Raw genomic sequence first — 17,553 nt, 5'->3', positions numbered from 1 at the left:
CATGCCTGGCGCACAAGCAAGAAGGGCACCCATCAGGGTGCCCTTCTCGTGGAATAGGGTGGCGTCCCATAGGGGGTTCGAACCCCTGTTCCCGCCGTGAAAGGGCGGTGTCCTAGGCCACTAGACGAATGGGACGTATCCTTCACAGGCGGCACGATTGGTGGAGCCTAGCGGGATCGAACCGCTGACCTCGACACTGCCAGTGTCGCGCTCTCCCAGCTGAGCTAAGGCCCCACGTGCCGTGAAGACGAGGCGTATAGTACTGATTCCCCTCGCCTTCGTCAACCATTTTTCAGAGCTCCCGGTACTCCTTCTCGAGGCGCTTGGCCTGCTTCTTGGAGACGCCGCCGAGCACCTCGATGGCGTGGCGCAGGCGCGCCCGGGTCATGTCGGAGCCCAGGATCGCCATGGCGTCCATCACCGAGGTGCTGGAGGGGGAGCCGGTCACGGCGATGAACACCGGGGCCAGGAACTCCTTCATCTTGAGCCCGAAGTGGGCGGCGAGCGCCTTGACCTCGGCCAGCAGCGCCTCCTTGTGCCAGGCGGGCAGCGTCTCGAAGCGCCACACCAGGAACTGCAGCAGCTTGAGCAGGTCCTCGCGCCCCAGCTTGACGCCGTCGAAGCTCTCCTCGCTGATCCGCGGCAGGCCGGAGAAGAAGTGGCCCGCCAGCGGCACCACCTCGGAGAGGGTCTCCACCCGCGGCCGCACCTGGGGCAGGATCTCCTTCACGTAGCGCTCGTTGAAGGCCCACTCCATCAGCGCCCTGAGGAAGCCCTCATCGTCGAGCTCCTCGCGGATATAGAGGCCGTTGAGCCAGGTGAGCTTCTCCAGGTCGAACACCGGGCCGCCCAGCGAGACCCGCTGGATGTCGAAGTGCGCCATCATCTCGTCGAGGCTGAACTTCTCGCGCTCGTCCGGCATCGACCAGCCCATGCGGCCTAGGTAGTTGGTCACCGCCTGGGGTAGGTAGCCCATGCGCCGGTAGTAGTTGATCGACGTCGGGTTCTTGCGCTTGGAGAGCTTGGACTTGTCGGGGTTGCGCAGCAGCGGCAGGTGGCACAGCTCGGGCATCTGCCAGCCGAAGTACTCGTAGAGCAGCTGGTGCTTGGGCGCCGAGTTGATCCACTCCTCGCCGCGCAGCACATGGGTGATGCCCATCAGGTGGTCGTCCACCACGTTGGCCAGGTGGTAGGTGGGCATGCCGTCGGACTTGAGCAGGATCTGGGCATCCACCTGGGCCCAGTCCACCTCGATGCTGCCGCGCAGCATGTCCTGCACCACGCAGGTACCGCTGGCCGGCACCTGCATGCGCACCACATAGGGCCAGCCCTCACGCTCGCGGCGGGCCTGCTCCTCCGCGGGCAGGGCCAGGTCGGCGGGCTTGAGCGCCAGGTGCATGCCGGCGGCCTTGCGCGCCTCGCGCAGCTCGTCGAGCTCCTCGCTGGTGCGGTAGCAGCGGAAGGCGTGCCCCGACGCGATCAGCTGGCGGGCATACTCGGCATAGATGTCACCCCGCTCGCTCTGGCGATAGGGGCCGTGGGGCCCGCCCACGTCGGGACCCTCGTCCCACTCGAGGCCCAACCAGCGCAGGGAGTCGAGGATCATCTGCTCCGACTCAGGCGTCGAGCGTACGCGGTCGGTATCCTCGATGCGCAGGATGAACTGGCCGCCGTGCTGGCGGGCGAAGCAAAGGTTGAACAGGGCGATGTAGGCCGTGCCGACGTGGGGATCGCCGGTGGGTGACGGTGCAATACGCGTGCGTACGGTCATGTCGTTGCGGTGTCCCGGATCCGAGGGTGGATGGATGGCGGCATTATACGCACCCGCCGGTCGCGGGGCAGCCGTGGCAGGGAATCATCCGGCCTGACCGGGGTCAATGTCTGGTCACCTGCCAAGGAGAGCGCGATGCTGACGCAACTGCCCGACGGTTTCACCGCCGTGGTCACCGGCGCCATCGGCGCCATCGGCGGTGCCGTGATCGACGCCTTGCTGGTGCGCCCCGGGCGGGTGATCGGCGTCGGGCGATACGCCGAGAGTGACAGCTTCTATGACTGGGCCGGCGAGCCGGTCGCCTGGTAGCCTTCGCAGTTGCAGCGTTGGCCGCACGCTATTGCACAGGCCCAGGTGATCGCAGATCATCTCGGGTCATCACAACAACCTCACGAAAGTCGACAGGATGGAGACATGCACCAACTAGGCCCGCGGATCAAGGCGTTGCGCGAGGAAGCCAAGCTCAACAAGGCCGCGCTGGCGCGCCGGGTCGGCGTCTCGGACGTCACCATCTCCTACTGGGAGTCCGGTGCCATCAAGCAGATCGGCCATGAGCGCCTGGTCGCCCTGGCCCAGGCCCTGGAGTGTCCCCTCTCCCGCCTGCTCGAGGGCGACGGCAGCGGCCGGGCCGCACCGCTCTATCTGCGCCGCCATCCACCGGCCCCCTGGCAGGATCGCCATGCCGGGCGCATCGACCTGCCCTTCGAGCTGGTGCCCGACCTGGAGTGGGACGGCGACTGCTTCCTGGTGACCCCGGCCCCGGATGAGCCCTTCGACTACCTCGCTCCCGGTGACCTGGTCGCCATGGCACCCACCGAGACCTTCCGCCGCCCCGGGCTCTACCTGATCCAGCAGGAGGGCGAACACCGCGTGCGCCATGTCTCCCAGGCCGCGGATGGCGCCCTGCGCTTCGTCGCCTCCGGGACCGACACCCCGACCGGCTATACGCCGGATACCCTGCTGCTGGGCAAGCTGCTGGCGCGCTGGCAGCCGGGCACCCTCTGAGTGGCACCACCGAGACGCCTTACTCGACCCGCAGCACCTCGACCTGCTCGCTGGCGCGGCGCGGCTCGCTGCCCACCAGGAAGCGTCGCGAGGCACGCACCACCTGTCCCAGCCCATGGGGCGAGGCCGCGACCAGGGGCCCGCTCAGGTGCTCGCCCTCGGCACCGATGCGCGCCTGCACCTCGCGGGGCTGGACGCTGGCCGCCTGCAGCTCCGCGGTGACCCGATAGCCGCCGTCCGGCAGGCCGCTGCCGGGGCCGAAGGGCCCCGCCTCGAAGCGTCCCGCCGCCAGGCTGACCCGCTCGCGCCAGCGCACGCCGCTCAGTTCGCGCTCCACGATCACCTGCAGCCGCGCCCCCTCGGGCAGGTTGCTGTTGCCACTCACCCGCAGGCGGCGATCCCCGCCCAGGCTGGCGGCGAGGTCGATGGCCGCCGCCTCGGCCATGGGATCGACCTCGAGAGGCGGCGGCGACGGCGGCTCCGGCTCGCGCAGCGCCACCTGCTGGGGCGGATCCTGCGGGGCATCCTCCGCCTCGCCACCACACCCAGCCACCAGGGCCAGCAGCATCCCCGCCACCCACGCTCGGTACCACGCTCTCATTCCCGCCTCCCGGTGAATCGATGCCAGGCGGCCAGCCTATCACCCTCGAGCGCCACTCAGTGCGCCTCGGCGCAGTCGCGGCAGAGCGTGGTGTAGGGCAGTGCCGAGAGCCGCCGCGGGTCGATGGCCTCGCCGCAGCGCTCGCAGGCGTCGCCCTCGCCGGCGTCGAGGCGCGCCAGCGCATGCAGCACCTGACGCAGCTCGGCCTCCGCCTCCCGGTGCAGCGCCTCGACCACCTCGTCGTTCTCCACCTCGATGGACTGATCCTCCATGTCCTTGTCGAGCGGGCCGTCCCGCTGCTCCTGATGGGCCTGGTAGCGCTCCAGCCGCTCGACCAGCTCGTCGCGCAGCGTCTCCAGCGTCTGCTTGCGGTCGCTCATGGCGGGCTCCTTTACTGGGTGAGAGGTGACAGTATGGACGACGAGGCGGGCCAGGACAGCGGGGCGAGATCACGCCACGGCGACGCGGCATCAACGCGCGGGTGGCGCTCCCCCCATTGGCCACCCATCGCGCGGTGCTGGTAGAATGCAGCGCCCTGCCCTCCGCGACACCGTGATGCCGATGCCCCTGGACCGCACCTTCTCCGTGGCCCCCATGATGGACTGGACGACCCGCGACTACCGCGTCTTCGCCCGGACCCTGACCCGCCGCGCCCTGCTCTACACCGAGATGGTCACCACCGGCGCCATCCTCCACGGCAGCCCCCGCGAGCGCTTCCTGGGCCATGACGACGTCGAGCATCCGCTGGCGCTGCAGCTCGGCGGCAGCGACGCCGGCGAGCTCGCCGAGTGCGCCGCCATCGCCGAGGCGTGGGGCTATGACGAGGTCAACCTCAACGTCGGCTGCCCCAGCGACCGGGTGCAGAACAACCTGATCGGCGCCTGCCTGATGGGCCACCCGCACAAGGTGGCCGAGGCGGTGCGCGCCATGCGCGACGCGGTGTCGATCCCGGTCACCGTCAAGTGCCGCATCGGCATCGACGACCAGGACGAGGACGCGGACCTGACGCGCTTCATCGACATCGTCGCCAACGCCGGCTGCAACACCTTCATCGTCCACGCCCGCAAGGCATGGCTCGAGGGGCTCTCCCCCAAGGAGAACCGCGACATCCCGCCCCTCAACTACCCGCGGGTGCATCGCCTCAAGGCGAGCCGCCCCGACCTGCATATCGGCATCAACGGCGGCCTGAAGTCCCTCGACGCCTGCCGCGAGCAGCTCGAGCGGGTCGACAGCGTGATGGTGGGGCGCGAGGCCTACCAGAACCCCTGGCTGCTGGCCGGCGTCGATGCGGCCCTCTACGGAGAGCCCGGCCCGGCGGCGAGCCGCCATGCCGCGGCGCGTGCCCTGCGCCCCTACATCGCCCGCCGCCTCGCGGAGGGCGCGCGGCTCAACCATGTCACCCGCCACCTGCTGGGCCTCTTTCAGGGCCAGCCCGGCGGTCGCAAGTTCCGCCGCCACCTCTCCGAGAACGCCCACCGCGACGGCGCGGGCCTGGCGGTGTTCGACGACGCCCTGGGCCTGGTGCCCGAGCGCGAGGCGGCCTCCGCCGCCTGACGCCCTTCCCCGCTGGCTCAGTAGAGCGGGTCGGGTGGCGGCTCCAGGCTGGAGTGGAAGTCCTCGATGGCGCTCTCCGCCTCCTCGATGGCATCGAAGCGCGCGATATGGAACAGCGCCTCGCCCTCGTTGGCCAGCGGCAAGCGGCTCATGCCGATGACGATACCGTCGGCCATGGCATGCACCTCCCCCTCCGCGTTGCCGAAGGGATCCGCCACCCGGCCCAGCACATCGCCCTTGGCCACCCGGGCACCCAGGCGCACCCTGGGGCGCAGGATGCCGTCGATGGGTGCCCGTGCCCAGCTCGAGCCATTGGCCACCTCGGCGGCCGGCGGATCGCGACGACGCCGCTCACCGGCCAGCATGCCCAGACGACGCATCACTCGCAGAACCCCGCGCACGCCGGGGGTGATCGCCCACTCGTCGAAGCGCAACGCCTCGCCGGCCTCGTAGGTGAGCACCGGGATGCCGCGGTTCTGGGCATAGTGGCGCAGGCTCCCCTCGCGCAACTCGGCGTTGAGGATCACCGGCGCACCGAAGGCGTTGGCCATGCGCTCGGTCTCGCTGCCGGGCACCAGCTGGGCGCGGATCTGGGGCAAGTTGGTGCGATGGATCGCCCCGGTGTGCAGGTCGATGATATGGGTGGCCTGATCGACGATCGCCTCGCGGAAAAGCGACGCCATGCGCCCGCCCAGGGAGCCCGACTCGCTGCCCGGGAAGCAGCGGTTGAGATCGCGCCGGTCGGGCAGGTAGCGACTGTGCTGCACGAAACCGAAGACGTTCACGATGGGGGCGGCGACCAAGGTGCCGCGCAGCCCCTGCAGCTGCTTCGAACGCAACAGACGCCGTACGATCTCCACGCTGTTGATCTCGTCACCGTGGATGCCCCCGCACACCAGCAGCGTCGGCCCTGCCTGGCGGCCGTGAACCACCTCCACCGGGATCGAGAGTGGCGCATGGGTATAAAGGCGTGCGGCGGGCACATCGATCTGGGTGCGGCTGCCGGCGGCAATTCTGACACCGGCGAGGTCGAAGGGGGCTCTGGCCATCGGGCACTCCTGAGGCAATCGTTCACCTGATTCTTATACGCCTCGCACAGGATATTGGCGAGCCCATGGAACTACCGTAGCCTCCACGCCCCTCGACGGCCCGGCACACCGGGAGCCGTCGCCGGAACAGCCTCGGGTGGCCACGGCCCGCTTTGACGGCCACCTCAAGCATACATTCGTGCATGTAAAATGCCCGGGGATCGGGTAGAATGGAAGCCTGTTATCCGCATGAGATTCTGCCCATGGCCAGACGCACCAAGGCCGAGGCCGCCGCCACCCGCGAGGCCCTGCTCGACGCCGCCGAGGAGGTTTTCCTGGAGAAGGGGGTCGCCCGGACCTCCCTGGAGCAGATCGCCCGCCACGCCGGCGTGACCCGCGGCGCCGTCTACTGGCACTTCCGCAACAAGGCCGACCTCTTCCAGGCGATGCTCGGCCGGGTGCGCATGCCATTCCAGGAACTGGTTGCGGAGATCGGTGATCCAAGTCTGGTGGAGCGCCCCCTGGAGGCCATTCGGCTGGCCATCCTCAAGGGCTTCGAGCGTCTGGAACAGCCCCAGTATCGGCGGGTCCACGTCATCCTGATCCACCACTGCGAGGTGTTCGGCGACATCGATCCGCTGGCCATGCAGAACGAGATGGCAGATGAGGCCTGCGGTGCCCTGGCCGACTACTTCGCCTGCGCCGCCCGCCTGGGCCATCTGCGCGACGACCTCTCGCCGGTCATCGCCGCCGAGCTGATGCAGGCGATGCTCGGCGGCCTCTTCCACGACTGGCTGCGCAACCACGAGCGCTTCTCGCTGGTGGCCAAGGGCCGCGAGCTGGTGGATACCCAGCTCGCCCTGATGCGTCGCGCCTAACCACTCAGTCCCATCAAACGGTGGCCGAGCGGCCTCCACCAAGGCGCAGGCGGTGGAGGTGTGAGCGCGCCTCTCGAAACTCCGTGGCGTCGACGCTGCGATAGGCGCCCTCCTCGGCCACGTATTTCACCAGCACCCGATGCTCGCCGACGTGAGGCATGCTGTCTGCCTTGCCGTGCAGGCGCACCTCATGCTGCGGATCATCGACCAGGGTTGCACGCGTCCACCCCTCGCCATCCGGTTCGGCCAGCACCTCGACATGCTCGCCCAGCAGGCAGCGCTGGTGGCCGAGCAGGTGGCGGTGAAACCAGCGCCGCATCGAACCGCAGAGAGCCGCGGCCAGCGGCGAGGCGATGGCGAAGGCGCCCCACAGCACCACCACGCCCAGCGGCACCCGGAAGAAGCCCAGGTCAAGCCAGCGCAGGCCAAGCAGCTCCACCGCCAGGGTGATGGCCGCGGCCAGCAACAGCAGCACCGACAGCGAGAAGGAGGCCGGCACGCCGGCGAAGCCCAACGCCACCAGGGAGCTGGCGAGGTAGTCCCCCTTCAGGCTGTCGTGCTCAAAGAGTTCCAGCGGGACCAGGCGTAGCGCCACCAGCACCCAGTAGAGCAGTACCAGCGGCATCAGCACGCTGAATACCACCACCGGAAAACTCAGCGCAATTTCCATCACGAACTGCATGGCCACCTCCTCGCGGTGATGCTTAGCCGACGAATCAACTCCTGCCCCTCACTATAGTCGATCCATCGCGCCCCGTGGTTCGTGGGCCCATGACCTGGATCATGGGCCCACGAACCAGCCCCGACACGGCAAGGGGCGCCTCGCTGAGGCGCCCCTTGATGGCCGGATCGGCGATGCGGTGATCGCTAGCCGCTTTCGCCGGAGGCCGCCTGCGGCTCGGGCTTGCCGCCCAGCTTGCGCCGCAGCCAGTCGGAGATGCTGGCGATCATGGCGTAGAAGCTGGGGATGAAGAAGCTGCCCAGCACCGCCACCGAGGCCATGCCTACCGCCACCGTGGTGCCGATGTGGTGGCTGCTCACGTCGCTGGCCCCGCTGGCCAGGGCCAGCGGCAGGGTACCCAAGATGAAGGCCAGGGAGGTCATCACGATGGGCCGGAAGCGCAGCTCCGCGGCGCTGATGGCCGCCTCGCGGATCGTCTTGCCGAGCTCCTTGCGCTGCAGCTCGGCGAACTCGACGATCAGGATGGCGTTCTTGGCCGCCAGGCCCACCACCACCAGCATGCCGATCTCCACGTAGACGCTGGTGTCCAGCCCGCGCAGTACGATGCCGCCGATGCCGCCCAGGAAGGCGAAGGGCGTCGCGGTCAGTACCGCCAGCGGCAGCGACCAGCTCTCGTACTGCGCCGCCAGGATCAGGAACACCATCAGCAGGCCAAAAATCATAGCCAGTGTGGCAGTATTGCCCACCTGGGTCTCCTGATAGGCGGTACCGGTCCAGCCCATGCCCCAGTTGCTGCCGAGCTCCTCCTCGACGATCTGCTCCATGGCGGCGATCGCCTCGCCGGAGCTGTAGCCCGGTGCCGGGCTGCCCTGGAACTGGGCGCCCAGATAGACCCCGAAGCGCGATACCACCGTCGGCTTGGCCTGGCGCTCGAGGGTCACGAACTCCGAGAGCGGGATCCGCTCGCCGTTGCCGCCGCGCACATAGACGTTGTTGATGTCGTCCGGGGTCCGGCGAAACTCGTCCTCGTTCTGCAGGTAGACCTGGAAGTTGCGGTTCTGGTAGCTGAAGTAGTTGACGAAGCCGTTGCCGAAGGTATTCGACAGGGTAGCGTTGAGGTCTTCCAGCGCCACACCGTAGCTGAGCGCTTTCTGCTGGTCGATCTCGGCCCGGTAGCCCGGCACGTTGACGTTGAAGGTGGTGAACACCCGCTGCAGGGCCGGATGCTCGTCCGCGGCCTGCATCACTTTCATCGAAGCCTGGAACAACTCCTCGGAGCTGGCCCCCTCGAAGGACTGCAGGTAGCCGGTGAAACCGCCGGTGGTGGAGAGCCCTATGATCGGCGGCACGTTGAAGGCCATGACCGAGCCGCCGGGAATCTGGGCGCCGAGCTGCATGATACGGCCGACCAGCTCATCCGCGGTCAGCTCGCGCTCATCCCAGGGCACCATGTTGATGAACATCACGCCCCGGGCGGTATTCACCGCGCTGGAGAGGATGTCATAGCCCGCCACGGCGGAACTGTACTCGACTCCCTCGATCGCCTCGATGCGGCTGCTCAGCTCGGCCATGTAGGCCTGGGTACGGGCCAACGAGGCCGAATCCGGCAGCTGCACGCTGGCCAGCACGATGCCCTGGTCGGTCTCCGGCACCAGGGTCGTGGGGGTGATCTGGTAGAGCCACCAGGAGCCGCCGATCACCAGGCCAGTCAGCAGCAGTGCCAGCCCCCAGAAGCGCACCAGTACGCTGACCACCCACATGTAGGCGGCGGTGGTGCCGGCGAACAGGCTGTCGAACAGACGCAGCGGCGTGTTGATCGCACGCATCAGCTTCGATTCGCCTATCTGCGACTTGCGCTTGATGAGCACCGCCGACAGCGCCGGAGTGAAGGTCAGCGCCATCAGCGCCGAGAAGGTCACCGAGATCGCCACCGTCAGGGCGAACTGCTGGTAGATCTGGCCGGTGAAGCCGCCCAGGAAGGCCACCGGCACGAACACCGCCGCCATGATCAGCGAGGTGGCGATGATCGGGCCGCCGACCTCCTTCATGGCGCGGATGGTGGCCTGGGTGACCGTGATCTCCTCGTCCTCGCTGAGCACCCGCTCGACGTTCTCCACCACCAGGATGGCATCATCCACCACGATGCCGATGGAGAGCACCAGGGCGAACAGCGTCAGCAGGTTGATGGAGAAGTCGAACAGGTAGAAGCCGGCGAAGGTGGCCAGCACCGAGACCGGCACCACCGACATGGCGATCACCGTGAAGCGCCAGTTCTGCAGGAACACGAACAGGATCACCGCAACGATCAGGAAGGCCTCGATGAAGGTTTTTATAACCGTCTCTACCGAGGCATCGATGAACAGCGTGGTGTCATAGGGCACCACCTGCTCCAGCCCCGGCGGGAAGCGAGTCTCCAGCTCGGCCATGGTGTCGATAACGGCTTGAGCCGTCTCCAGGGCGTTGGCACCGGGCTGCTGGTTGATGATGATCGGCGTCATGGCGCCGCCATTCAGCTTGGCGTTGACCCCGTAGAATGACGCCCCCAGCTCGATGCGCGCCACGTCATTCAGGCGCAGCGCGGAGCCATCGGGGTTGGTGCGCAGGAAGATATTGCGGAAGTCATCGACGTTGTTGAGGCGACCGCCGGCGGTGATGGTGTAGGTGAAAGCGCGCGGCTCGCTCTGGGGCGTGCCGGCCAGGCTCCCCGCCGGCACCTCGGTGTTCTGGGCGCGGATCGCCGCCGCCACCTCGGTGGGCGTCAGGTCGTACTGGGCCAGCTTGTCCGGGTCCATCCAGATACGCATGGCGAACTCGCCACCCCCCAGCACCTCGGCCTCCCCCACGCCGGGCACCTGGCGCAGCTCGTCGAGGATATTGAGGGTAGCGTAGTTCTGCATGTAGACGTTGTCGTAGTCGCCTTCCGGCGAGATCAGCGCGACCAGCATCAGGATCGAGCTGGAGCGCAGCTCCACCGTAACCCCCTGAGCCTGCACCTGCTCAGGCAGCTGCGACAGCGCCCCCTGCACCCGATTGTTGACGTTGATGGTATTGATGTCGCCATCGGTCCCTATGTCGAAGGCGACCTGAAGGCTCATGATGCCGTTATCGGCGCTGGTCGAGGTCATGTAGAGCATGTCCTCGACGCCGTTGATCGCCTCCGCCAGGGGGGCCGCCACCGTCTGGGCCACCGTCTCGGCGTCGGCCCCGGGGAACTGAGCATTCACGGAAACGGTGGGAGGCACCACGCTGGGGTATTGCTCGATGGGCAGCACCCGCATGCTGACCACCCCGATTACCGTCAGGATGATCGCCAGCACCGTGGCGAAGATCGGCCGCTTGATGAAGAAGTTGGAGAAATTCATGAGGCGTCGTCCTCGGCGTCCTCAGCGAGAGCCCCGGACTCGTCCGCCGCTTCCATCTCCTGCTGCTCGGCCTGCCGTTCCTGCTGCTCCTGCTCCTCGACGATCTCGCCGGCCTCGCCATCGAAGGGCAGCGGCTCGATGGTCACCCCCGGCTCGATGCCGGCGAGGTCGCCAACCACCACCCGCTCGCCGGGCTCCACGCCGCCGGCCAGGATCTGCCAGGGGCCGGCTACCTCGGCCAGGTCGACCGGTCGCGCACGCGCCACGTTGTCCTCGTCGAGGACGAACACCTGGGGCCCCATCAGGCCCTGACCGACGGCGATCTCGGGTACCGCCAACACGTCGTAGCGTTTGAGCCCCTCGAGACTGACGCGCACGAACTGCCCGGGCAGCACGCGATGCTCGGGATTAGCGAAGGTGGCGCTGGCCTGCACCGTGCTGGTGCTCTCCTCCACGCGGGAGCCGAGGAAGTCCAGACGACCCACAAGAGGCTCACCCGCGCCGCCGTTCAGGCCGGGCACCTGCAACACGACGCGGATCTCGGCGATGGCATCGGGGTTGTCCAGCTGACGACGCAGCTCGAAGGCATCGTACTGGGGCAGCTGGAAGCGCACCTCCAGCGGGTCCAGCGGGGTGATGGTGGCGAGCTCGGTGCCATGGCTCACCAGGTTGCCGACGTTGACCCGTGAGAGGCTGATCATGCCCGCGACCGGTGCGGTGACCTCGGTATAATCGAGGTCGATACGCGCGCTGGCCAGCGCCGCCTCGGCCTGGGCCACCGCCGCGCGCGCCACCCCCAACTCGGCACGCGCCTGATCAACCTGCTGACGGCTCACCGAGTTCTGGCTCAGCAGGCGCTCAAAGCGCTCGGCATCACGCTGGGCCCGTACCAGCTCGGCGCGGGCACTCTGCAGGTCGGCCTGGCGCTGGTTGACCGCCGCCTGGTAGAGATCTGGCTCGATGGAGTAGAGCAGCTGGCCCTCCTTCACCATCTCACCGGGCTCGAAGTGGCGCTGTTCCAGGAAGCCGGTGACACGCGCCACCAGGGTGACCTCGTTATCGCTGCGCAACAGCGCAGGGTAGGAGCGCTCCAGGGCGATGTCCTGGGGGCTCAGTTCGGCCACCTCCACCGGGTGCGGAGGCCGCTCCTGGGCGCCGCCCTGCTGAGATGCCTCGTCCCGGCCACAGCCGGCCAGCAACAGACTGGCTGCCAGGAAGAGCAGGCCCGCCCGGCCGAATCGATATGCGATTTTCATGCGTGGGGTTCCCGTTGAAGACGTCAGGTGAACGGATTTTACATTCATCATTGTATGGATGTAAATATTAGCCGCCTAAGCAACCCTCAGGCGGCCATTGACCCAGATGGTCATTGCCTAGGGCATGGGGCGTTCGCCGATCTCCATCACCGGATCGCTTCCCGCCTCATCCGGCAACTGGAAGGCGACGCTGCCCCCGTCGAGGTAGGCATTGATCTGCTGCAGGGCCTCGACATCCAGAAGACCGCTCTGCTGGCGCAGGCTGAGACGGTTGATCACGTAGTCGTAGCGGGCACTGGCATGCTCGGCGATCGCATCGTAAAGGTTCTGCTCGGCGTTGAGCACATCGACGATATTGCGGGTGCCCACCTCATAGCCGGCGCGTGTGGCGTCCAGGGCGCTCTGGTTGGAGACCACCGCCTGGGCGCGCGCCTCTATCGTGGAGACATCGTTGGTCACCCGGGTATAGCGGGAACGCACCTCCTGAATGGTGCTGCGCCGCTGGTCCTCGAAGTCGTACTGGGAGGACTCCAGCAGGTAGGTGTTCTGACGAATGGAAGCGCTGGTGCGACCACCGGTATAGAGCGGCAGGCTGGCGCGCAGACCAAGCTGGCTGTACTCATCGTGTCCGGTGACCCCATCCTCATCGCTATCGCTGTACTGGTAGCTGGCGAAGGCGTCGAGCGTTGGCAGACGCTGGGCACGGGCGATATCCACGCTGCTGCGCGACACCTCGATGCCGGCCTGGCTGGCCAGCACCAGAGGGTTGTTCTGCATGGCCAGCTCCACCCAGTGGTCGCGGGAAGCAAACTCCGGGGGACGGATCGGCAGCCTCTGGCCCAGGGCCTCGATGTTCTCGTAGCGCTGGCCGGTCAGGCGCTCCAGCTCCTCGAAGCGCACCTGCAGGTCGCTCTCGGCGGCGATGCGCTCGGCCCGCGAGCGGTCGAAACTGGCCTGGGCCTCCTCGACCTCGGTGATCGCGATCAGCCCCACCTCGAACTGCTCCCGGGCCTGCTCCAGCTGACGCCCAATGGCTCGCTCCTGGGCCAGCCGCGCCTGGAGCACCTCGTAGGCACGCAGGATCTCGAAGTAGGCCGTGGATACGTCGATCAGCACCTGCTGCTCGGTGGCCGCCAGCCGGTAGAGCTGCTGGTCGATCTGGCGCTCGGCGCGCACCACCTCGCGGCTGTTGATGGCATCATAGAGCGCCTGGGTGGCCTCGAGAGTGAGCCTGGCCGTATTGTAACTATCGTCTCCGGCCGTCCCACTCGCGGAGATCACGCCCCCCCTGCTCTGGGTCTCGTCCTGGCGATTGTGGACCATCTCCGCCGACGTATTGACCTGGGGCAGCAAGTCACCGCGCTGGACCCGACGCTCCTCCTCGGTGCTGCGCGTGACGGCGCGCTCCGACGACAGCGCGGCGTTGTTCTGCAGGGCGTCCCGGGCGATGGTCAGCAGGTCCGCCGCCTGGGCGGGCGCCGCCAGGGCGGAAGCCACCATCATCGGCAGCAGGGCACGGCGCAGGACTCGCACAGGGCGGGCACAGCGCGACGGGCAGGGTGACATCATCGGCTCATCCTCGATCGATGGGAAATTGATATACATACATTGTCGCATGTCCGCGGATCGATTCCACCTTATCATCGAGGAACAATATGGCATATCGTGGCAACCCCGGCAGCGGAGGCGCAGCATGCAGCACCTTGAGTGGATCCGCGTAGACGCTCTCGACATGGCGGTGAGGATCTGGCACCCCGGCGCCCGCCGTACCCTGGTGGCCTGGCATGGCCTGGCCCGCCATGGTGGTGACTTCGCCGAGCTGGCCCATCGCCTCGGGCCCGAGTGGCGCGTGCTGGCGCCGGACACCCCGGGGCGCGGCCTCTCCTCGTGGTCGCCCCGCCCCGAACGCGACTACACCTACGCCCGCTATGCCGAGGTCGCCCGCGCCCTGCTCGACCACTTTGCCCTCGCGCGCGTGGCCTGGCTGGGCACCTCCATGGGTGGCCTGCTGGGGCTGCGCCTGGCCGCCGAACCCGCCACCGCCTCGCGCATCGAGCGCCTGGTGCTCAACGATATCGGCCCCGAAATGGCTCCCGATGGGCTGGCCGAACTCGGCGACTACTTCTCGCGCAGCCACCAATTCACGAGTTTCCGGGAGCTCGAGGCGGAGCTGCGCCACCACTATGCGGGATTTGGCATCGAGAACGATGACAGCTGGCGGCGCCTGGCACTGGAGAGCGCACGGCGCCTGCCCGACGGGCGCTGGAGCTTTCACTACGACCCGCAGATCAGCGCGCAGTTTGTCCACGATACGCCCAGGGATCTGTGGCGCGACTGGGCCACCCTGACGTGCCCGCTGATGGTGATCCGCGGCGCCCACTCTCCCCTGCTCGCCGCCACCACGCTGGCGCGCATGGCCGAGATACAGCCGCAACTGATCACCCTGGAGGCGGCCGGCTGCGGCCACGCCCCCTTCCTCGACCGCGACGACCAGGTCACCGCCATTGCCGACTTCCTTGCGTGCCACACTCCCCAGCGCCGAGACCTATAGCAACCACTCGATCGGCAGCAACGAGATCAGCAAGACACCCAGCCGTCTCCCCCAGCTCGAGTTGGGTTCCGTGTCGTGGCGAATCACCTCTTCGCCGCGCCGCTCGATCCAGTAGAGATCCCCCTCACGATCCAGGCGCACCTCGTAGGCGCTGGAGGGGATCCCGGTCTCGAAGGAGGCATCGATCTGCCGAGCCAGTGCCGGGCTCTCGATGATAAACCCCAGCTCGGTGTTCAGGTGGGCCGAGCGAGGATCGAAGTTGAACGACCCCACGAATGCCCGCTCGCCATCCACGGCGAAGGTCTTGGCATGCAGGCTGGCCCCGGAACTACCGAAGGGGCCGGCCCTCAGCCCGTCACCCTGGTGGTTGCTGCCACGGTGCATCTCGTAGAGCCTGACTCCCGCTTCGAGCAGGGCCTTGCGCCGCTTGGCATAACCGGCGTGCACGGCGATGACATCGGTGGCCTCCAGGGCATTGGTCAGCACCCGCACCCGAATGCCCTGGCGTGCCTGGCGAACCAGGGCTGCCGTGCCGGCCTCGGCGGGCACGAAATAGGGGGAAACCAGCGCCACAGAGGCCTCGGCATCGCTGAGCAGGCGCTCCAGCTCATGGAACAGCAGCCCCTCGTCACTCGCCTGCCCAAGCCCCTTGGCGGGATCATCGCTGAGCATGTGAACCGGGCTCCACTCCAGTTCGAGCTCTCCGGCGACCAGCTTCTGCACGAGCTCGGTCTCCGCTACGGCCTGCATGTAGCGATCCGCCTCGGGATCACGGGACTCCTCGTCGGCCGCCCTGGCGAGCCGCTCGAGTCCTTCGGGGTCGGCTCCCGACAGGATGCGCGCCACCGGATAGGCCGAGGCACTGCGCCAGTAACGATCGAAGTCCGTGGAGACCTCATCGACCACATCGCCGACGGCCAGCACATCCAGATCCGAGAAGTGCACCTCCTCGGTGGCGGCGAAGTACTCGTCGGCGATATTGCGCCCACCGATGATCGAGACCTGGTTGTCGGCGATGAAGGCCTTGTTGTGCATGCGCCGGTTGGCCCGGGAGAAATCGGTCAGGAAGCCGAGCCACTTGGGGGAGCGCACCACGAAGGGGTTGAAGAGCCGGATCTGGATATTGGGGTGGCTGGCCAGCGCCGCCAGCTCCGCATCGATCCCCGCGGTGCCGCTGTCATCGAGCAGCAGGCGCACCCTGACCCCCCGGTCGGCGGCCGCATGCAGCGCCTCCAGCAACAGCACGCCGGTGATATCGGGACGCCAAATATAGTACTGCAGATCCAGGGTGCGCTCCGCCGCCTTGGCCAAGACCATCCTGGCGGCGAAGGCATCGGTGGGACTGGCCAGGGGATGGATACCGCTCAGGCCGGGATGTTCAGCGACCCGCGGCGCCAGGGCCTGGCCGAGCCGCGTGGCGCGGCTCTGCTCCTCGTCCAGCGCCGATGATTCGAGCCGACCCTCGAGGGAGGGCAGCGAGCAGCCACCGAGCAGCGCCAGCAGGCCCAGCCACGCAAGACCCCGGGCCAGGGTGAGATGTGTCGTGATGGTAGCGCTCCTGTCCGGCGGTGGATCGTTGCGGTATGATCCATCCCTGCACGCCCGTCGGCAACCACCACTTGCTAGATCCAAGCCCACTCGCCCCGACTTCGCGAGACGACAAGGCGTGGCCAACTTACATACAAGCGTGTGCAGTGATAGTATCTGGTGACACGCCGAATGCGAGCTCCCCCTCGACCATGACCGAACCGGGCCACATCGACCAGCAGGACGACCGCCTGGCCATCAGCGGTGACTGGATTCTCCCCCACTACGCCACGCTGAAGCGTCGGGTCGAGGGCCTGGCGAAGATACGCGAGCCCTCCTCGCTGGGCATCGATCTCTCGCAAATCGCTGACCTGGATACCGCCGGTGCCACCCTGCTGATGGAGCTGGTCGGCAGCGAGCAACTCGCCGCCATCGATGACTGGGCTCCCGCGCTTCCTGCGCCCCGTCGCGCCCTGCTGCGTACCCTGGGTGAGGCCATGGTGGGACACTCGCCTCCCGCACTGCGGCCGGCACGCCCGGTGCGTGATTTCCTGGCCGAGACCGGCCAGCGGGTCGACGGCCTCTGGCAGCAGCAACGCCAGCTGCTCGGCTTCATCGGCCTGACCCTCGCCACCCTGGCCGCCACCCTCTGGCACCCGCGTCGCTGGCGGCCCACCGCGGTGGTGGCCCAGGTCCACCAGACCGGCCTCAATGCCCTGCCCATCGTCGCCCTCCTCACCTTCCTGGTGGGTGCGGTGGTGGCCTTCCTCGGCGCCACGGTGCTGCGCGACTTCGGCGCTACTATCTACACCGTCAACCTGGTCGCCTTCGCTTTCCTGCGCGAGTTCGGCGTACTGCTGGCCGCCATCCTGCTCGCCGGTCGCACCGCCAGCGCCTTCACCGCCCAGCTCGGCGCCATGAAGGCCAACGAGGAGCTCGACGCCATCCGCACCCTGGGCCTCGATCCCATGGAGCTGCTGGTACTGCCGCGGGTGCTGGCATTGATGCTGACGCTGCCGATTCTCACCTTCGTGGGCATGCTCAGCGGCATCCTCGGCGGGGCGCTGGTCTGCCTGGTGGCCCTGGACATCTCGGCGGTGCAGTTTGTCGCCATCCTCGAGCGGGATATCGCCGTGCAGCACTTCCTGGTGGGCATCGGCAAGGCCCCGCTGTTCGCCTTCGTGGTCGCGGTGATCGGCTGCCTCGAGGGCTTCAAGGTGAGCGGCAGCGCCCAGTCGGTGGGCGAGCACACCACCTCCAGCGTGGTGCAGTCCATCTTCATGGTGATACTGCTCGATGCGCTGGCGGCGCTGTTCTTCATGGAGATGGGCTGGTGAG

15 protein-coding genes and 2 tRNA genes are annotated in these 17,553 nt (G+C 67.6%); 6 read left to right on the top strand and 11 right to left on the bottom strand.

The features are described from left to right. Positions 1-59 precede the first annotated feature (59 nt). The 3 genes from Q673_RS23885 to gltX all read right to left on the bottom strand — a co-directional run bounded on the left by Q673_RS23885 (position 60) and on the right by gltX (position 1,771). Positions 60-135: transfer RNA gene (locus Q673_RS23885), tRNA-Glu, on the bottom strand. Positions 136-158: 23 nt separating this feature from the next. Beyond that, positions 159-234, bottom strand: a tRNA-Ala gene (locus Q673_RS23880). Positions 235-292: 58 nt separating this feature from the next. Next, the gene (gene gltX, locus Q673_RS23875) at positions 293-1,771 is read right to left on the bottom strand and encodes a glutamate--tRNA ligase (RefSeq protein ID WP_023005181.1); all 1,479 of its coding nucleotides are present in this window, start codon (positions 1,769-1,771) and stop codon (positions 293-295) included. A gap of 135 nt (positions 1,772-1,906) precedes the next feature. Here gltX and Q673_RS36820 point away from each other — a divergent pair, with 135 nt between their 5' ends. Further along, the gene (locus tag Q673_RS36820) at positions 1,907-2,080 is read left to right on the top strand and encodes a hypothetical protein (protein ID WP_023005180.1); all 174 of its coding nucleotides are present in this window, start codon (positions 1,907-1,909) and stop codon (positions 2,078-2,080) included. A gap of 105 nt (positions 2,081-2,185) precedes the next feature. After that, positions 2,186-2,776 carry a helix-turn-helix domain-containing protein gene (locus Q673_RS23870; RefSeq protein WP_023005179.1) on the top strand — a complete coding sequence of 197 codons (591 nt, stop codon included), beginning with the start codon at positions 2,186-2,188 and terminating at the stop codon, positions 2,774-2,776. A gap of 19 nt (positions 2,777-2,795) precedes the next feature. On the opposite strand, the gene Q673_RS23865 is transcribed toward Q673_RS23870, so the two are convergent. Further along, the gene (locus Q673_RS23865; protein ID WP_031217766.1) at positions 2,796-3,377 is read right to left on the bottom strand and encodes a hypothetical protein; all 582 of its coding nucleotides are present in this window, start codon (positions 3,375-3,377) and stop codon (positions 2,796-2,798) included. Between the two features lie 56 nt (positions 3,378-3,433). Beyond that, positions 3,434-3,757, bottom strand: a complete 324-nt coding sequence (locus Q673_RS23860) for a TraR/DksA family transcriptional regulator (protein ID WP_023005177.1) — start codon at positions 3,755-3,757, stop codon at positions 3,434-3,436. 145 nt (positions 3,758-3,902) lie between these two features. On the opposite strand from Q673_RS23860, the gene dusA reads away from it, so the two are divergent. Beyond that, entirely contained in the window at positions 3,903-4,931 is a 1,029-nt protein-coding gene (gene dusA, locus Q673_RS23855) for a tRNA dihydrouridine(20/20a) synthase DusA (RefSeq protein ID WP_023005176.1), read from the top strand. A gap of 17 nt (positions 4,932-4,948) precedes the next feature. Here the strand turns inward: dusA and Q673_RS23850 are convergent, their stop codons facing one another. After that, positions 4,949-5,980, bottom strand: a complete 1,032-nt coding sequence (locus Q673_RS23850; protein ID WP_023005175.1) for a succinylglutamate desuccinylase/aspartoacylase family protein — start codon at positions 5,978-5,980, stop codon at positions 4,949-4,951. Positions 5,981-6,222: 242 nt separating this feature from the next. Here Q673_RS23850 and Q673_RS23845 point away from each other — a divergent pair, with 242 nt between their 5' ends. Continuing rightward, positions 6,223-6,837, top strand: a complete 615-nt coding sequence (locus Q673_RS23845) for a TetR family transcriptional regulator (RefSeq protein WP_023005174.1) — start codon at positions 6,223-6,225, stop codon at positions 6,835-6,837. 13 nt (positions 6,838-6,850) lie between these two features. Here Q673_RS23845 and Q673_RS23840 read toward each other — a convergent pair whose 3' ends face one another. The 4 genes from Q673_RS23840 to Q673_RS23825 all read right to left on the bottom strand — a co-directional run bounded on the left by Q673_RS23840 (position 6,851) and on the right by Q673_RS23825 (position 13,706). Continuing rightward, complete coding sequence (locus Q673_RS23840) at positions 6,851-7,519, bottom strand: hypothetical protein (protein ID WP_023005173.1); 669 nt, start codon at positions 7,517-7,519, stop codon at positions 6,851-6,853. A gap of 185 nt (positions 7,520-7,704) precedes the next feature. After that, positions 7,705-10,881: an efflux RND transporter permease subunit gene (locus tag Q673_RS23835; RefSeq protein ID WP_023005172.1), complete on the bottom strand. Its 3,177-nt coding sequence runs from the start codon at positions 10,879-10,881 to the stop codon at positions 7,705-7,707. Next, positions 10,878-12,137: an efflux RND transporter periplasmic adaptor subunit gene (locus Q673_RS23830; RefSeq protein ID WP_023005171.1), complete on the bottom strand. Its 1,260-nt coding sequence runs from the start codon at positions 12,135-12,137 to the stop codon at positions 10,878-10,880. The genes Q673_RS23835 and Q673_RS23830 overlap by 4 nt, the downstream gene beginning before the upstream one ends. 117 nt (positions 12,138-12,254) lie before the next feature. After that, positions 12,255-13,706 (bottom strand): TolC family outer membrane protein, encoded by a 1,452-nt coding sequence (locus Q673_RS23825; protein WP_023005170.1) that lies wholly within the window; start codon positions 13,704-13,706, stop codon positions 12,255-12,257. A 124-nt stretch (positions 13,707-13,830) separates the two neighbouring features. On the opposite strand from Q673_RS23825, the gene Q673_RS23820 reads away from it, so the two are divergent. Next, a complete protein-coding gene (locus tag Q673_RS23820; RefSeq protein WP_023005169.1) occupies positions 13,831-14,688 on the top strand; it encodes an alpha/beta fold hydrolase in 858 nt (285 codons plus the stop codon). Here the strand turns inward: Q673_RS23820 and Q673_RS23815 are convergent. Next, complete coding sequence (locus tag Q673_RS23815) at positions 14,683-16,320, bottom strand: phospholipase D family protein (protein ID WP_235048485.1); 1,638 nt, start codon at positions 16,318-16,320, stop codon at positions 14,683-14,685. The genes Q673_RS23820 and Q673_RS23815 overlap by 6 nt on opposite strands. 107 nt (positions 16,321-16,427) lie before the next feature. Here Q673_RS23815 and Q673_RS23810 point away from each other — a divergent pair, with 107 nt between their 5' ends. Then, positions 16,428-17,552 (top strand): ABC transporter permease, encoded by a 1,125-nt coding sequence (locus Q673_RS23810; protein WP_023005167.1) that lies wholly within the window; start codon positions 16,428-16,430, stop codon positions 17,550-17,552. The last annotated feature ends 1 nt before the right edge of the window (position 17,553 follow it).

Source organism: Halomonas sp. PBN3 (genome assembly GCF_000475415.1).
Classification (GTDB): Bacteria; Pseudomonadota; Gammaproteobacteria; order Pseudomonadales; family Halomonadaceae; genus Halomonas; species Halomonas shengliensis.
This window is presented reverse-complemented; position numbering and strand designations above follow the sequence as displayed.

Excerpts from the sequence above, each read along its gene's own strand:
- gltX (WP_023005181.1), bottom strand. The coding sequence starts at position 1,771 with ATGACCGTACGCACGCGTATTGCACCGTCACCCACCGGCGATCCCCAC.
- Q673_RS36820 (WP_023005180.1), top strand. The coding sequence starts at position 1,907 with ATGCTGACGCAACTGCCCGACGGTTTCACCGCCGTGGTCACCGGCGCC.
- Q673_RS23870 (WP_023005179.1), top strand. The coding sequence starts at position 2,186 with ATGCACCAACTAGGCCCGCGGATCAAGGCGTTGCGCGAGGAAGCCAAG.
- Q673_RS23865 (WP_031217766.1), bottom strand. The coding sequence starts at position 3,377 with ATGAGAGCGTGGTACCGAGCGTGGGTGGCGGGGATGCTGCTGGCCCTG.
- Q673_RS23860 (WP_023005177.1), bottom strand. The coding sequence starts at position 3,757 with ATGAGCGACCGCAAGCAGACGCTGGAGACGCTGCGCGACGAGCTGGTC.
- dusA (WP_023005176.1), top strand. The coding sequence starts at position 3,903 with ATGCAGCGCCCTGCCCTCCGCGACACCGTGATGCCGATGCCCCTGGAC.
- Q673_RS23850 (WP_023005175.1), bottom strand. The coding sequence starts at position 5,980 with ATGGCCAGAGCCCCCTTCGACCTCGCCGGTGTCAGAATTGCCGCCGGC.
- Q673_RS23845 (WP_023005174.1), top strand. The coding sequence starts at position 6,223 with ATGGCCAGACGCACCAAGGCCGAGGCCGCCGCCACCCGCGAGGCCCTG.
- Q673_RS23840 (WP_023005173.1), bottom strand. The coding sequence starts at position 7,519 with ATGCAGTTCGTGATGGAAATTGCGCTGAGTTTTCCGGTGGTGGTATTC.
- Q673_RS23835 (WP_023005172.1), bottom strand. The coding sequence starts at position 10,881 with ATGAATTTCTCCAACTTCTTCATCAAGCGGCCGATCTTCGCCACGGTG.
- Q673_RS23830 (WP_023005171.1), bottom strand. The coding sequence starts at position 12,137 with ATGAAAATCGCATATCGATTCGGCCGGGCGGGCCTGCTCTTCCTGGCA.
- Q673_RS23825 (WP_023005170.1), bottom strand. The coding sequence starts at position 13,706 with ATGATGTCACCCTGCCCGTCGCGCTGTGCCCGCCCTGTGCGAGTCCTG.
- Q673_RS23820 (WP_023005169.1), top strand. The coding sequence starts at position 13,831 with ATGCAGCACCTTGAGTGGATCCGCGTAGACGCTCTCGACATGGCGGTG.
- Q673_RS23810 (WP_023005167.1), top strand. The coding sequence starts at position 16,428 with ATGACCGAACCGGGCCACATCGACCAGCAGGACGACCGCCTGGCCATC.